Raw genomic sequence first — 15572 nt, forward strand, 5'->3', positions numbered from 1 at the left:
GGGAGGGCAATGTGGCGTATACCGCCATGTCTGGTACCGGAACCACTGTCGGTGACGACCCTCTCCAGACCGCGGTATGGCGGCTGCGCTCACGCGGCTGTTGGACCGACGCGGCAGCCCTGCTCACACCTCACGCCCTGAGCCCCTCGCACACTTTGCCCGCCACTGGCTCCGGCACCACCACCGGCAGCACCCCGGCCCTGGCCCTGCAACGCGCCGCGCTGCTCGTCGAGCGCTGCCTGTTCACCGGCGAAGGCTGGCCGGAGGCCGAGGACGCCCTGCGCGCGGCGGAGGCCGCGGCCCGCGAGGACCACGAACGCGGCGCCGCCGCCTGCGAACGCGGCCATCTCGCCTACGCGTCGACGGTCCTCGGCGTACGGGACCGGGCGGACGAGGCACGTGCCGCCCTCGGCCGGGCGGCGGCCCTGCTCGACCCGACGGCCCCCGGCCGCGCGCTCCTCGACTTCCGTCGCGGACTCGTCGCCGAGCATCTCTCCGACTCCCCACAGTCGGCCCGCGCGGCCTACCGCCGCGCCCACGCCGCCGCCACGGCGGCCGGCGAGACGCTGCTGCTCTCCTTCACCTGGCGCCACCTGGCCGGACTCGCCCTGCGCGAGGGGGAGTTGGCGGAGGCGCGTCACGGCTTCGGTGAATCCCTCCGCATCCGCGAGGAGTTGGGCTATCTCGTCGGTACGGCCCCGGCCCTCGCCGCCCTCGCGGACGCCGAACCCGAGCCGGAGGCGGCACGACTGCGCGCCGAGGCCGGACGGCTGTTCCGGCTGCTGGGCGGTGTACCCACCTGGCTGGCCGACCAGCTCACCCCACCGGCGCCCGTCGCCTGATCGCGCGGAGGGCCACCCCTCACGGCGAACACGGAAAATCCCGACCAGCCCCCAAGACGGCATGCCTTGTGCTAGAGCCTGTCCGGCAAACCCCTCCCGGCTCGCGACGCCACCCGCACCACAAGTCCGCACGGGCTCCCCACAACCCCGACACGAACCCGTCACGACTTCGCCTCTGGCATGTGACGGACGGATGAGCAAAATGGACATACGTCCGAACCGACGGCAAGTCACCCGGCCCGGAGCGTCCCGCGACGGGCCGGAAACAGTCGCCAACAACCCCAAAAGGGAAGTGATGCTGAATTCCCGTCAGATGCCAAAAAAGAACCGGAACCTGACGGATGACACACCACCGCCTGATGATAAGATCGCCAGGCTTGCCAAGCGGCGCCGAACCCGCTACGGCATAAAGGGAAATCAGCGCATCGGCCCAGAAATCCGCCGGCCCGGGGGAGAACTATGCCATTAGCCGAGCCTTTCGAGGCAGCCCGGCAGGCGAGCATGCGCGACCGATCCCGTATGTCTGTGAACGCATGTCCGTGAACAAGTGGTATTTGTGACGGCGCGCGCGTTCGAATGTACTCTCCAGACATTCAGCACCCGGTGGTCCAGTCGCCCGAAGAGAGCCTTATGACGCAATACTTCCAGGATCCAGCGCTTTGGGGTCTCATTGCCGTTGGTACTCCTGTCGCCGCTACCGCGATCATTCGCGGTAGAAAGTCGATCGCCGAGCTACGTAGGGAGAAACAGGAGCTCAGGGCTCACTACACCAACCTGGAAGAGCACTACGCCGAGGCCGTGGAAGAGGCCAAGGAAAGAGCGGAAGAGGACACCAAGACCGCTCTGAAGTCGGCGATGCGCACACTCCAGGGTCTCGCCAGTGAGCAGCAGCTTGCTATTTCCAAGCTCCAGGACAAGTACGGAGAACTCCAGGTTCTCCAGGACCTCCTCGACATCGACCACATGAATTCGCAGTTCGCACGGCGCGCCCAGTCCATCGCGGTGCTCTGCGACGGCTGGCTCGGCCGGCAGCGAGCCGCCGCTTCGCTGTACGACGTGGTCCGCAGCGCCAAGGGCCGCATCCGGCACTTCACGCGTGTCGAGATCCGGGCCCAGAGTAATTTCGCCATCGTCAGCCGGGCCGTCGAGCCGGTCGCGCTCACCCTCGCCGAACTGCTGGACAATGCCACCAGTTATTCGGCGCCGGAAACGGTGATCGAGATCAATATCCGGCCCGTGCCCAAGGGCGTCTGCATCATCGTCGACGATGCCGGTGTCGGCATGAACGAGGAAGAAAAAGCCAGGGCCGCCAAGCTCCTGTCGAGCGAACGCTCACCCGGTGTTTCGGGGCTCGGCAATCCGCCACAGTTCGGGTTCACCGTGATCGGTGTGCTCGCCGCCCGCTACGGCTTCACCGTCTCCGTGGATTCCACTTCCCCGTACGGTGGCGTGCGCGCGGTCGTGCTTCTGCCCGAGGAGCTCCTGACGTCCATGCCTACGCCCGAGCCCGAGCCCACGCCCACGCCCGAGCCCGAGGAATTCCCCACCGTGGCAGCGTCCTCCCCGATGCCGCCCGAAGAGGCTCAGACGACTCCCTCGACCACCTTCGGCGGTCTGCCGAAACGCCGTCGACGCGGCGCGATCTCCATCGTGCCGACAGCGGACAACACGGACGCACCGGCCCGCTCCAGCGAGCAGGCCGCATCCGTCATGGGCGCGTTCCAGCGCGGAACGCAATCGGGCCGCCGTTCCACCAACGCACGCAGCGAAGGGCATGAGACTCAGTGAATTACGACCTGTCTTGGATGCTTGACAGCGCCCTTGAAGTGCCGGAAGCGCGACATGCGATCCTCGTTTCCGCCGACGGTCTCCTCATGGCCCGCTCGAAAGACGTCGGCAAGGACCATGCCGATACCGTTGCCGCCGCGATGAGTGGCATGCAGTCGTTGAGTCGTACGGTGGCCGAGTTCTGCGGCGTGCCGCCGAACAACCGGCCGCAGTGGCGCCAGACGCTGGTGGAGTTCGACCACGGCTGGGCCTTTCTCATATCCGCCGGCGAAGGTGCCTATCTCGCCGTCTCGGCGACACCCGAGGTCGACATGGCCGAGATCACCTTCCGTATGCAGCAGCTCGTCGGACAGCTCGGCAAGGCCCTGACCAGTCCTCCTCGCGAGATTGCGGACACCAAGGCATGACATCACCAGATGAGTCCGATCCGGAGCGGCGACTGAATGACGAGATGGAGCCGGAAGCAGCCCCGTTAGTGCGTCCGTACGTCATCACCAACGGCAGAACCCTGCTGGATGACAACGAGTTCTCACTGATCACGCTGGTCACGGCAGCCGAGAGCGCACCCCGGGCGGGCCAGCTCGACCCTGAGAAGCAGAGTGTTCTGGAGCTGTGTTCGGGGGGCTATCTCGCGGTCGCCGAGATCGCCGGACACACCGAGCTGCCGGTGGGCGTCGTCAAAATCCTGTTGTCCGACCTCACGGCGGAGGGGTATCTCCACACGCGCGCCCCCATACCTCCCGCAAAGCTCGTCGACAGACAAATACTCGAAGAGGTGCTGAGTGGCCTTCAAGCCCGCTTTGGATGACGGGGTCTACCTGCGCGATTCGGTGCAGACCGCCGCGAAGATCCTGGTGGTCGGGCATTTCGCCGTGGGGAAGACGACGTTCATCGGGACCATGTCCGAGATCCCGCCGCTGCGTACCGAAGAGGTGATGACGCGGGCCGGAGAAGGCATCGACGACCTCAAGGGCACCACCGGCAAGACCACGACGACGGTCGCCATGGACTTCGGCCGTCTCACCCTGAGCGAGAAGCTGGTCCTGTATCTGTTCGGAACACCCGGACAGCAGCGCTTCGTTCAGGTATGGGAGGACATGACCCGGGGTGCGCTGGGAGCCCTGGTGCTCGTCGATCCGAATCGCCTCCAGGAGTCCTTCCCCGTGATGGACCTCGTCGAACATTACGGAATCCCGTACGCGATAGCCGTCAACAGGTTCGACACCACATCGGGTCACACGGACGAGGAGATCAGGGAAGCTCTCGACCTGCTCCCCGAGACACCCCTGGTCACCTGCGACGCGCGCGACCAGCGCTCCTCCGCGAACGCGCTGATCGACCTCGTCCGCTACCTCCAGTCACGCCTCAACTAGGAGTTCGACACATGCAATCCCCTGCGGAATTCCCCGCCCCGCCGCCAGGCTGCCCGGCGCACAACAGCGGCAAGGGAATCCCCGTGTACACGCCGGAGTTCGCCAGGGACCCGGACGCCTACTACGAGTACATGCGGCACTTCGGTCCCGCCGCGCCCGTCGAACTGGCCCCCGGCGTGGAGGCATCGCTCGTCACGGACTACGCGGCGGCGCTCCATGTGCTCCAGAACCCGGACACCTTCGTCCGGGACGCCCGGCGCTGGCGTGGGCTCAACGAAGGCCGGGTGCCCCTGGACAGCCCGATCGTTCCCATGATGGCGTACCGCCCGAACTGTCTCTTCTCGGACGGCGCGGAACACTTGAGGGTGCGTCGGGCGGTCACGGAGTCGCTGGCCAAGATCGACACGCACCGGGTGAGCCGGCATGTCGATCGCGTCTCGCGTTACCTCATCAGCCAGTTCACCGGCCGCGGCCAGGTCGATCTGGTCGCGGACTACGCGCAGCTGGTGCCGCTGCTGGTCTTCAACGAACTCTTCGGCTGCCCGGCGGAGATCGGTGACCGGCTGGTCTTCGGCATCTCCAGCCTCATGGACGGTGTCGACGCGGCGAAGGCCAACCAACTGGTGACGGAGACCCTGCTGGATCTGGTGCAGCGCAAGCGCGCCCAGCCCGGGGACGACATCACGTCCTGGCTGATGCAGCACCCGGCGGGGTTGAGCGACGAGGAGATGATCCATCAGCTGGTCACTCTGATCGGCGCCGGCACCGAACCCACACAGAACGTGATCGCCAGCGCCCTGCTGTTGCTGCTGTCCGACGAGAAGTACGCCGGCGACCAGCACGGCGCGGGTCTGCTGGTCGAGGACGCCATCAACGACGTGCTCTGGAACAGCCCGCCGATAGCCAACTACGCCATCCACTACCCGGTGTACGACGTGGACCTGTCGGGAAGCAAGCTGGACGCCGGAGACCCCGTGGTCATCAGCTTCGCCGCGGCCAACAGCGATCCGAGCCTGTCCACGAGCCGTCAGACGCTCAGCAAGCGTGCCCATCTGGCCTGGGGTGCGGGTCCGCACGCGTGCCCGGCCAAGGACCCCGCGATGCTCATCGCCGTACTGGCCATCGAAAAGCTTCTCAACAAGCTGCCGGACATTGAACTCGGCGTACCCGCGGAGACTTTGACCTGGCGCCCCGGTCCCATTCACCGGGCGCTTAACGCTCTTCCTGCCCGCTTTACTCCGGTACGCAGCGAAACCAGTACATCCCCCCGTTATGGCGGGCAGTCGCGAACGGCCCCGGCCGCACCGGCGCCTGACGAGCGGTCAAGGTCGCAGAAGAATAGCTTCTGGAGTGGCTTCCTCACCTGGTTCAAAGGGTGACGTTCGCTACAGCGCAAGGTGACTGACTGTCGCATGGACGTTACTCTAAAGGGGTAGAAAGGTTGAGCGAATCGTACGCGCTCTCCTTTTGAAGGACTCGTTGTGAATCCCTCCCCGACCGCCTCTCCCGTCGACCGACGCACCGTGATCTCTCTCTTTTCCCGACTGCGCACAAGGGAGGGGCAGTCACGCCATCTGCCGCTCTACGCAGAGCTGAGAGATATGGGTGAAGTCTTCGCCGCACCCTGGGGCGGACACCTTGTGACCTCGTACAACCTGTGCGATCAGATACTCCGGAGCAGACAGTGGAAAGCCCTTGACAGCCAGTGGCGGGCCACCCAGGGCAATCACGAGCGCTGGAACACACCGGCCTCACAACAGGCCGCAAAAACGCTCCCCATGCTGAATCCGCCGCATCATACGAAGATGCGGCAATCGCTCGGAAATCCCTTCGACCGTAAATCTCTCGGTAAAATCAAGCGATCTATCGACGAGTCCGTCGACCAACTGCTCGACGGACTCGCCGAAGAATTGCGGCAAGGGGAAGCCGACTTCAGTTCGCTGATATCCGAGCAGCTTCCTGTGATGTCGATAGGGCGATGGCTCGGGCTGCCGTCCTCCGATTACCGGTTGTTGAACTCACTCGTCAACGACCAGGTACTCACCCAGGAATTGTTCCCCTCGCCCAGCCAACTCGGCCTTGCGGACGCAGCCACCCGGCAATTGCAGCATTACTTCACCGAGCTGGTACGAGAACGTCGCAAGGCACCGGGTGACGACCCGGTCTCCTCATGGATCAAGACGTGGGACACGCTGGAGCCGGACCGGGAACTGGCCGACGCGGCGGTCCACTCCCTGGCGTTCTTCGTCCTCGAGGCCGCGCTGGAAACCACGACGCACCTGCTGAACAGCATGACGTACCTGCTGTTGAAGCACCCCCGGCAGCTGGAGCAACTGCGCGCCCAGCCCGAGCACATACCCGACGCGGTCGACGAGGCCCTGCGCTACGACCCGCCGATCCACCTGTTCAGCCGGACGGCGCCCGAAGACGTCACACTGGCCGGCGTCCGGATCCGCGAGGGCGAGATGGTGCAACTCATGGTCGGCGCGGCCCATCACGACCCGCGGAAGTACACCGACCCCGAAGTCTTCGACTTCCGCCGCAATGCCCCGAACCTCGGCTTCGGCAGCGGGATTCACTACTGCCTCGGCGCCCCGCTGGCCCGGCTGGAAGCGACGTCACTCCTGACCGGGCTGATGGCGCGTATGCCGGGACTGCGCCTCGGCTCACCCCCCTCATGGGCACCACAAGTCACATTCCGCCGCCTCACCAGTTTGATGGTGACGGTGAGCTGATGGAGAGCCAGCACAACGTGTCGATTCGTTCCCACAAGCCCTCTCGCGCCCCGTAGGGCTCACACGAAACAAGGACAGCATGTTTGATGACCTCAAGGCTCTTCATGTCGTACACGAAGGCCCCGTACTGAAGGTGCGGCTCAACAGCCCGGAGACCGGTAATGCCATATCCGGACTTCTTCTCGATGAACTCTTGGCTGTTTTTGGCGCGTTGGACGAGCATCCCGATATTCGTGTCCTGATCCTCTCCGCGGCGGGCGACGACTTCTGCCTCGGCGCGGACCGCAGAGAGTTCCCCGACCTCCTGGCCGCGTACCCCAACGGCGCGGGTCTGCGCGCGGCCGGCAACAAGGCGCGCCGGATGTGCGACCTGATGGCGACCACCGGAGTGGTCACCATCGCGCGGCTGCACGGCAGCGTGGTGGGAGCGGGGCTGGGCCTCGCGGTGCTCTGCGATCTGCGGGTGGGCGCGGACGACTGCCGCTTCCGGCTGCCGGAACTGGGCATCGGGATCCCGCCGGCCTGGGGCGGGATCATGCCGCGGATGTTCCACGAGACGGGGGCCGCCCGGATCAGGGAACTGATCCTGACCGCCGACAACTTCGACGCCCAGAAGGCCGCGGAGCTGACCATCCTGCACAAGGCCGTCCCCGAGGACGAGCTGGACAAGACGGTCGCACGCTGGACGAAGCCGCTGCTCCGCCGGTCTCCGTCGGCCCTGCGTACGGCGAAGGCCATGCTGAACGCCTATGCGGGCGCCCACCGGCTGGCCGACGGCACGCTGTTCGACACGGAAATCCTGACCGGCGCCGTCGCCACCGCCCAGGCGGCCGCCGCGGCCCGCTGAGCCGGCATCCCGCACCACGGCGCTCGTACCAAAAGCTCAGCACCACATGCTCAGCACCACACGCTCAACGCCACACGCTCAGCACCACACGCTCAACGCCACACGCTCAGCACCACACGCTCAACGCCACACGCTCAGCACCACACGCTCAACGCCACACGCTCAACGCCACACGCTCAGCACCACACGCTCAACGCCCTCCGCGCACGGGCGCGGCCACCGAGGTCAGTCGGCCGCGCCCGTGAAGTGCTCCCGTATCAACGACTGCACCACCGGCAGATCCCGTGCCATCAGGGCGTCCAGCAGCGCCGAGTGTTCCGCCGCGTCGGCGACCAGGTCGGCGCGGCGGGTGGCCGGAGCGCTGACCCGCGGCCACTGGGAACGGCGGTGCAAGTCGTCGGCCACCATCACCAGTTGCCGGTTTCCGGAGAGGGAGAGCAGGGCCCGGTGGAAAGCGCGGTCGCTCTCCACGTACGCGGCACGGTCCCCGACGGCCGCGGCCCGGCCCGTCGCCTCCGCCAACGGGGAGAGTTCCGCCCACTGTTCGGCCGGTACGGTGCGGGCCAGCCGCAGCATCACCGGCACCTCGATCAGCGCCCGCACCTCGGCCAGTTCGGCGAGTTCGCGCGCGCTGCGCTCGGTGACGCGGAATCCCCGATTGGGGACGACCTCGACCGCGCCTTCCAGCGTCAGTTGGTGCATGGCCTCGCGCACCGGGGTGGCGGAGACGCCGAAACGCTCCCCCAGCGTGGGGGCGGAGTAGACCTCGCCGGGAACGAGGTCACCGCTGACGAGCGCCCCGCGCAGGGCGTCGAGGATCTGACCGCGCACGGAGTGACGCCGTACCGGCCGGGGCGGCGGCGCGGTCGGCGAAGGTGAGGCGACCGGGGAGGGCGACGTGGTCGGGGAAGGCGGCGTGGTCGGGGGCAGCTCACCACCGACGTCTCCAGCGTCGACGCCCCCACCTCCGGCGTGGCCGCCACCGACGTGCTCAGCGCCTGGGTGCTCACCGTCGGTGTACTCACTGTGCGTGTGCTCCCCGCGTGCCCGCTCCGGCCCCCGCTCCGCGGGATCCTCACCGGGCCGGGCCGTCGTCATCGGCTGCCGCGGCACCCGGCCCGCCCCCGGCGGCACGGAGCCGGTGGGCACGGAACCGGTCGGTACGGAACCGTCCGACACAGATTCGGTCGACTCAGTACCGTCCGGCACGGAACCGGTCGGTACGGAACCGGTCGGTACGGAACCGGTCGGTACGGAACCGGTCGGTACGCGATCGGGCGGCACGGAGCCCTCCGGCACAGAACCCGGCGACGGTAGGGACGGGGCCGCCTTGGCCGCCCCGGATACGTTCGGCCGCGGCGCCGCGGTTCCCCGCACTCTGCGCTGCTCCACTCGGGTCCACTCCGCCCATCAGGTCCTGTCCGCCGGCTCGTGGAAGCCGGGATTCACAGGTGCACGATAGGCCGACCGGGCCGCAGTTCAAACATCGTTCGTATCGGGTAAGGTAAGGCTTACCTGCAAACGATCGCGATTCGGTGGTCCCCTGCATGACCGTCCCCGCCCTGCTGCCCGGCCTCCTCGCCTCTCCCGTGACGGACGCGTACGCGCGTCTGACCGAGGTGTTTCCCGCGCTGCGCGTCGACCAGCTCACCGGCAGTGAGCGGCCCCCGCACGGCGGCGGCTGGGTGAGCGCGGCGGAACTCGCCGCCGGAGGTCCGGCCCTCGACGCCTTCCTCGCCTGGGACGAGGCGCAGGTGCTGCGGGACTACGGACAGCGGGCCCGCCCCGACGTGGTCGCCAGCTTCGCGCTCCACCGTTACGCCTGGCCTGCCTGCCTGCTGGTCACCGTGCCCTGGTTCCTGCACCGCAGGGTCCCGCGCGTACCCGTCGAGGATGTCTCCTTCCAGCGGGCGCTGGGCCGCATGACCGTCCGGATAGGTGACTTCGCCTGCCTGCCGGACGACCCCGCGGCGTCCCTGCCCGGCGCCCGGGTCGTCGCGGACGAGGAGGCCCTGCGCGCCGAGGTGCGGACGGCCGTCGCCGAACACCTCGGGCCGGTCCTCGAAGGCTTCGCCCCGCGCATGCGGCGCGGACGGCGGGCGCTGTGGGGCATGGCGACCGACGAGATCGTCGAGGGGCTCTGGTACATCGCCCACCTGCTGGGCGAGGAGCGGACCGCGATGGCGGAGCTGGAGCGGCTGCTGCCGGGCACGACCAAGCCGTACGTCGGTGCGGCGGGTTTCCGCGAACTGACGGGGCCGAACGGCGAATCGCTGCCCACCCGTGACCGGGCCAGTTGCTGCCTCTTCTACACACTGCGCCCCGAGGACACGTGTGTCACCTGCCCCCGCACGGACGACGCCGACCGGGTCCGGAAGCTGAGCGCGAGCGTCTGACTTGCCGAGGGCGAGCGTCTGACTACCCGTCACCCGTGTCATCCACGCCCCCCGCAGGGGTGATATTAATCGAACATGACAGCAGCTTGCCGCACGGCAGTGCTAACAAAACACGCTAATCTGCGGGCCTCACCGCCTCGTTGGTGTTCTCTTGTCCCGAAACCCCCTGAGGGGCACCGCGCTTCCGCCAAACTGGCGCTCGAAACGCCCTACTGCGATGCAAGGAACACCGCATGCTACTGACCGACATATCGCTGAACTGGCTGCTCCCCCTCGGCGTGCTGATCGTCGGAATCCTGGTGGCCGCTGCGGTGATCGCCCGCGGCAAGCGCGCCGGTGACAAGGCCGCGACCGAGGACTCCTGGGAACGCAGCGAGGAGCGCCGCCGACGCAAGGAGGCCATCTACGGCTCCGCCTCCTACGCACTCCTCTTCTGCTGTGCGGCGGTCGCCGCCGCGCTCTCCTTCCATGGTCTCGTGGGCTTCGGCCAGGAGAACCTCAACCTGAGCGGCGGCTGGGAGTACCTCGTCCCGTTCGGGCTCGACGGCGCGGCCATGTTCTGCTCGGTGCTCGCGGTGCGCGAGGCCAGCCACGGTGACGCGGCCCTCGGCTCGCGCCTGCTGGTGTGGACGTTCGCCGGTGCTGCCGCCTGGTTCAACTGGGTCCACGCGCCCAGGGGGTTGGGCCACGACGGCGCTCCGCAGTTCTTCGCGGGCATGTCGCTCTCGGCCGCGGTGCTGTTCGACCGCGCGCTGAAGCAGACCCGGCGGGCGGCGCTGCGCGAGCAGGGGCTCGTCCCCCGTCCGCTGCCGCAGATCCGGATCGTACGGTGGCTCCGCGCTCCCCGCGAGACCTTCGCCGCCTGGTCGCTGATGCTCCTGGAGAACGTGCGGACGCTGGACGAGGCGGTCGACGAGGTGCGCGAGGACCGGCGCCAGAAGGAGCAGTCCCGGCACCGCAGGCGGGAGCAGGAGAAGCTGGACCGCGCGCAGATCAAGGCGCTCAACCGACAGCACCGGGTCGCCTGGGGCCGGGGGCGCGGCGGCGGCCGACAGGTGCCGCTGCCCGCGGTGGCCGGCGGTTCTCCGGCCGCCGTCGAGGCAGCCGCGGAGCCTGCCATAGCCGAAAAGGCCCAGCTGCCTCACCGGTCCCGGTTGTCGCTTCAGCCCGCGGGCACTCCCGAGACACGCATGGTGGACCTGACGGCGGAGGACGACACCCAGGCACTTCCCAGGCTCGACTCCCTGGAGCGCAAGCTCTCGGATCTCGAGCGACAGTACGGCTGACCTTCAGTACGGCTGGCCTTCAGTACGGCTGGCCTTCAGTACGGCTGGCCTTCAGTACGGCTGCCCCTTCCGGAAGCGGAGAGCACCGGCGGAAAGCACCAAGGGCGTGTTGCCCAGGACCGGCGTGGCGGACGACCGTCACGCCGGTTCGCCATTGTGTCCCGTCCCGACCCGCGCCTGACGGCGGTGCCCGATTCCGCAAGACCCTTACGCTGCCTCGCCGTTCAGCTCGAACCACACCACTTTGCCCAGCGGCCGGGTCCGTATCCCCCAGTCGTCCGCGAGGCTCCGCACCAACGCCAGCCCCCTGCCGTGCGTGGAGTCGTCGGGGACCGGCCTGACGGAGCCGGTTCGCGCGGACAGCGCGGTGAGCGCGGCCACTTCGGGCAGTGGGGCGACGAAGTCCCGCACCTCCACCCGCAGTCGTGAGTCCGCGACCGTCGCCGTGACCACGGCGCCGCTCTTCGTGTGAACCAGCGCGTTGGTGACCAGCTCACTCACCAACAGCTCGGCCACGTCGGCGGAATCGCGCTCCTTCCAATGTCTCAGCATCTCCCTTAAGGCATGCCGCACTTCCGGAACGGCCGCGAGATCGGCGCCGCCCACTCTGCGCCGCAATCCCGTCCCCATCGTCACGTCTGTCCCCCCGCTTGTGCCGGTGACTGCCCCTGCCCTCGAACGTCTACACCGGATGCATTCCCCTCCCCCGGAAATGCCACTCATGGCGTTCGTCACCCCGTCGTCACCTCTTCGCCACAGGAGGCGGATGCGCGGGGCCCGCCCGGGGAAGTGAGGGAGGGCGAACGCATACCGACCGACCGACCGACCGCGCCGGCCGAACCGAGGAGCCTCGATGCATGACGACCGCACTCAGGTGGAAGGGCGCCTGGAACGCGCACTGCGCCAGTTCATCCGCCCGGCGCAGTACGCGGACCGGGAGCCGCTCACCCTCGCCGTCTGGCACGCGCCCGGTGAACCGGTGCCGGTGGAGCAGGCGCTCCAGGGCACCTACCAACCGTTCGAGACGGGCACGGAATGGGGCGCGCCCTGGTCCACCAGCTGGTTCCGGCTGGAGGGTGTGGTCCCCGACGGGTGGGCCGGGCGCCGGGTCGAGGCGGTCATCGACCCCGGATTCACCGGTACGGGCCCCGGCTTCCAGGCCGAGGGACTGGTATACGACTCGGTGGGCGTCCCCCTCAAGGGCATCCATCCGCGCAACCGGTACATCCCGGTCGCCGCGCCGGCGGCCGGCGGTGAGTCCGTCCGGCTGCTGCTGGAGGCCGCCGCCAATCCCGCCGTACCGCAAGGCGGGACACCGACGCCGCTCGGCGACGTACTGACCGCGCCGGACCGCCCGCTCTACCGCTTCGCGTCCGCCGAACTGGCCGTCCTGGACGAGGAGGTCTGGCATCTGATCCTGGACATCGAGGTCCTCTCGCAGCTGATGTGCGAGCTGCCCACGGACCGCTCGCGGCGCCACGAGATCCTGCGCGCCCTGGAGAACATGCTGGACGCGCTCGATCTGCACGACGTGGCGGGCACGGCGGCCGCCGCCCGGAGCGAGCTGGCCGACGCGCTGTCCCGTCCCGCGTCCCCGAGCGCGCACCGCATCTCGGCGACGGGGCACGCCCATATCGACTCGGCCTGGCTGTGGCCGCTGCGCGAGACCGTACGGAAGGCGTCCCGGACCTTCGCCAATGTGACGGCGCTCGCGGCCGACTACCCGGAGCTGGTCTTCGCCTGCTCGCAGGCGCAGCAGTACGCCTGGGTGCGCGACAACCAGCCGCACATCTGGGAGCGCATCAAGAAGGCGGTGGCGGACGGCACGTGGGACCCGGTGGGTTCGATGTGGGTGGAGTCGGACGCCAACATGCCGGGCGGCGAGGCACTGGCCCGGCAGATCACGCACGGCAAGCGCTTCTTCCTGGAGGAGCTGGGCGTGGACACCGACGAGATCTGGCTGCCGGACTCCTTCGGATACACGGCGGCCTTCCCGCAATTGGCGAAGCTCGCCGGGGTGAAGTGGTTCCTCACCCAGAAGCTCTCCTGGAACCAGTCCAACAAGATGCCGCACCACACGTTCTGGTGGGAGGGCATCGACGGCTCCCGGGTCTTCACTCACTTCCCGCCGGTCGACACGTACAACTCCGAGCTGCACGCAGGCGAACTCGCCCACGCGGAAAAGAACTTCGCCGAGAAGGGGCGGGCGTCCCGGTCGCTGGTGCCGTTCGGCTGGGGCGACGGCGGCGGGGGTCCCACCCGGGAGATGCTGGAGCGGGCACGGCGCCTGAAGTCGCTCGAAGGCTCTCCCCGGGTCGAGGTCGAGCGGCCCTCGGCCTTCTTCGCGGCGGCCCAGGAGGAGTACGGGGCACAGGCCCCGGTCTGGTCGGGCGAGATGTATCTGGAGCTGCACCGGGCGACGTACACCACGCAGGCGAAGACCAAGCAGGGCAACCGGCGCGGCGAACACCTGCTGCGGGAGGCCGAGTTGTGGGCGACGGCCGCGGCGCTGCGCTCGGCTTCGTACAGCTATCCGTACGAGGACCTGGACCGGATCTGGAAGACGGTGCTGCTGCACCAGTTCCACGACATCCTGCCCGGTTCCTCGATCGCCTGGGTGCACCGGGAGGCCCGTGCGACGTACGAGCTGGTACGGGAGGAGCTGGAGGGCATCGTCGCTGACGCGCTGGCGGTGCTGAGCCCTTCCTCGGGCGGTGACGCCGTGGGGGTGTGGAACGCGTCCCCCTACCCGCGTCGCGATGTCGTCGTCGCTCGTGCCTCGGACGTGGCGGAGACCGTCGGGACGCAGCCGCTGGCCGACGGCCGGGTGCTGGCTCCCGCGCTGGTACGGGCGCTGGCGCCGGGCACGTTCACTTCGCTGGCGCCGTCCCCCGTGTCGGCCGCGTCGTCTGCCTCGGAGGGCGGAGCCTTCACGCTGCGCAACCAGCTGCTGGAGGTCGTCGTCGACGCGGACGGGCTGCTGTCCTCCGTACGCGACCTCGCCGCCGGTGGCCGTGAGGTGCTGGCGCCCGGCAGCCGGGGCAATCTGCTGCAACTGCATCCCGACCACCCCAATCAGTGGGACGCCTGGGACATCGACCGGCACTACCGGCGCCGGCACACCGACCTCACCGCCGCCGACTCCGTCGAGCTGATCGAGACGGGGCCGCTGCGGGCGGCGGTGCGGGTGGTGCGTACGTTCGGGGCGTCGCGGATCACGCAGGAGATCCGGCTCACCGCCGACAGCCGCCGAATCGATGTGGTGAACGAGGTCGACTGGCAGGAGTCGGAGAAGGTCCTCAAAGCCGCGTTCCCCCTCGACGTACACGCCGAACGGTCCACCGCCGAGATCCAGTTCGGGCATGTGCACCGGGCCACGCACGACAACACCGGCTGGGACGCGGCCCGGTTCGAGATCTGCGCGCACCGCTGGCTGCGGGTGGCCGAGCCCGGCTACGGGGTCGCGGTGCTCAACGACTCGACGTACGGGCACGATGTGACCCGGCTGCCGCACCCGGAGGGGCTCGGCACGACCGTACGGCTGACGCTGCTGCGCGCCCCGCACAGCCCGGACCCGGAGACCGACCTGGGCACACACCGGTTCAGCTACGCGCTGCTGCCCGGCGCTACGACGGAGGAGGCGGTGCAGGAGGGCCTGGCGCTCAATCTGCCGCTGCGCGTGGCTCCCGCGCCCGAGCAGTTGCCACTGGTCACCGTCGACTCTCCGGCCGTCACCGTGGAGTCGGTCAAGCTCGCCGACGACCGCGGTGGGGATGTCGTCGTACGGCTCTACGAATCGGGCGGCGGCCGGGCAGAAGCGACGCTCCGGGTCGGTTTCCCGGTGACCGGCGCCCAGGTGACGGACCTGCTGGAACGGCCGCTGCACGACGCGGAGACGGGTGAGGAGGGGCTGCGGTTGCGGCTGCGGCCGTTCCAGATCCTTACGCTGCGGCTTACGCCGGCGTAGGGAGGCGGTGTCGCCGTCCGGCGGGGGTTCGGGGGTGCGGTGCGCGCCGTTGTGGGTACGGGGGCCGGGGCCTCCGGAGGTACATGTCCGGACGGCATGATTTACGGCGCGTGCGGGTCTCGTCTTTGAAGTGCTGTCAGTGTGCGCCACAAATCACGCTTTAGTGTCCGGACACGCACCTCCTGCACCCCCGTCCCCCTCCCGCCGGATCTCCGCCTGCGGCCCGGCGGGAGTTGAGCTGGTTCCGCCCCGGATCGGTGGGTGAGGGTACGTCCAGGTCGGGGTCGTCCGGTGGCGAGTGAGCCGAAGGAGAGCGCGCAGGTTTGTGAGGTACGAGC

The 15572-nt window shown here is 68.5% G+C and carries 13 protein-coding genes; 11 read left to right on the forward strand and 2 right to left on the reverse strand.

Annotated elements, in window-relative coordinates:
- Positions 1-26: 26 nt before the first annotated feature.
- From ACIOJD_RS18880 to ACIOJD_RS18915, 8 genes are all read left to right on the forward strand, one after another.
- Entirely contained in the window at positions 27-842 is an 816-nt protein-coding gene (locus ACIOJD_RS18880; protein WP_401914729.1) for a hypothetical protein, read from the forward strand.
- Positions 843-1472: 630 nt separating this feature from the next.
- Positions 1473-2630 carry an ATP-binding protein gene (locus tag ACIOJD_RS18885; RefSeq protein ID WP_401914732.1) on the forward strand — a complete coding sequence of 386 codons (1158 nt, stop codon included), beginning with the start codon at positions 1473-1475 and terminating at the stop codon, positions 2628-2630.
- The gene (locus tag ACIOJD_RS18890) at positions 2627-3037 is read left to right on the forward strand and encodes a roadblock/LC7 domain-containing protein (protein WP_401914735.1); all 411 of its coding nucleotides are present in this window, start codon (positions 2627-2629) and stop codon (positions 3035-3037) included. The genes ACIOJD_RS18885 and ACIOJD_RS18890 overlap by 4 nt, the downstream gene beginning before the upstream one ends.
- Entirely contained in the window at positions 3034-3438 is a 405-nt protein-coding gene (locus tag ACIOJD_RS18895) for a DUF742 domain-containing protein (protein ID WP_401914738.1), read from the forward strand. Before ACIOJD_RS18890 ends, ACIOJD_RS18895 begins: the two co-directional genes overlap by 4 nt.
- Positions 3413-4003 (forward strand): GTP-binding protein, encoded by a 591-nt coding sequence (locus ACIOJD_RS18900; RefSeq protein WP_401914739.1) that lies wholly within the window; start codon positions 3413-3415, stop codon positions 4001-4003. The genes ACIOJD_RS18895 and ACIOJD_RS18900 overlap by 26 nt, the downstream gene beginning before the upstream one ends.
- Before the next feature lie 11 nt (positions 4004-4014).
- On the forward strand, positions 4015-5382 hold the full coding sequence (locus tag ACIOJD_RS18905; RefSeq protein ID WP_401914742.1) for a cytochrome P450: 1368 nt from the start codon (positions 4015-4017) through the stop codon (positions 5380-5382).
- Positions 5383-5484: 102 nt separating this feature from the next.
- Positions 5485-6738 (forward strand): cytochrome P450, encoded by a 1254-nt coding sequence (locus tag ACIOJD_RS18910; RefSeq protein ID WP_401914744.1) that lies wholly within the window; start codon positions 5485-5487, stop codon positions 6736-6738.
- 79 nt (positions 6739-6817) lie between these two features.
- Complete coding sequence (locus ACIOJD_RS18915; protein ID WP_401914747.1) at positions 6818-7585, forward strand: enoyl-CoA hydratase/isomerase family protein; 768 nt, start codon at positions 6818-6820, stop codon at positions 7583-7585.
- A 225-nt stretch (positions 7586-7810) separates the two neighbouring features.
- Here ACIOJD_RS18915 and ACIOJD_RS18920 read toward each other — a convergent pair whose 3' ends face one another.
- A complete protein-coding gene (locus tag ACIOJD_RS18920; protein ID WP_401915536.1) occupies positions 7811-8683 on the reverse strand; it encodes a GntR family transcriptional regulator in 873 nt (290 codons plus the stop codon).
- Positions 8684-9132: 449 nt separating this feature from the next.
- Here ACIOJD_RS18920 and ACIOJD_RS18925 point away from each other — a divergent pair, with 449 nt between their 5' ends.
- Complete coding sequence (locus tag ACIOJD_RS18925; RefSeq protein ID WP_401914749.1) at positions 9133-9981, forward strand: (2Fe-2S)-binding protein; 849 nt, start codon at positions 9133-9135, stop codon at positions 9979-9981.
- A gap of 233 nt (positions 9982-10214) precedes the next feature.
- Positions 10215-11267 carry a DUF2637 domain-containing protein gene (locus tag ACIOJD_RS18930; protein WP_401914752.1) on the forward strand — a complete coding sequence of 351 codons (1053 nt, stop codon included), beginning with the start codon at positions 10215-10217 and terminating at the stop codon, positions 11265-11267.
- A 207-nt stretch (positions 11268-11474) separates the two neighbouring features.
- Here ACIOJD_RS18930 and ACIOJD_RS18935 read toward each other — a convergent pair whose 3' ends face one another.
- Positions 11475-11897: an ATP-binding protein gene (locus ACIOJD_RS18935; RefSeq protein ID WP_401915539.1), complete on the reverse strand. Its 423-nt coding sequence runs from the start codon at positions 11895-11897 to the stop codon at positions 11475-11477.
- Positions 11898-12120: 223 nt separating this feature from the next.
- On the opposite strand from ACIOJD_RS18935, the gene ACIOJD_RS18940 reads away from it, so the two are divergent.
- Positions 12121-15234 carry an alpha-mannosidase gene (locus ACIOJD_RS18940; protein ID WP_401914755.1) on the forward strand — a complete coding sequence of 1038 codons (3114 nt, stop codon included), beginning with the start codon at positions 12121-12123 and terminating at the stop codon, positions 15232-15234.
- Positions 15235-15572 lie beyond the last annotated feature (338 nt).

The organism is Streptomyces sp. NPDC088116, assembly GCF_044741745.1.
Taxonomy (GTDB): domain Bacteria; phylum Actinomycetota; class Actinomycetes; order Streptomycetales; family Streptomycetaceae; genus Streptomyces.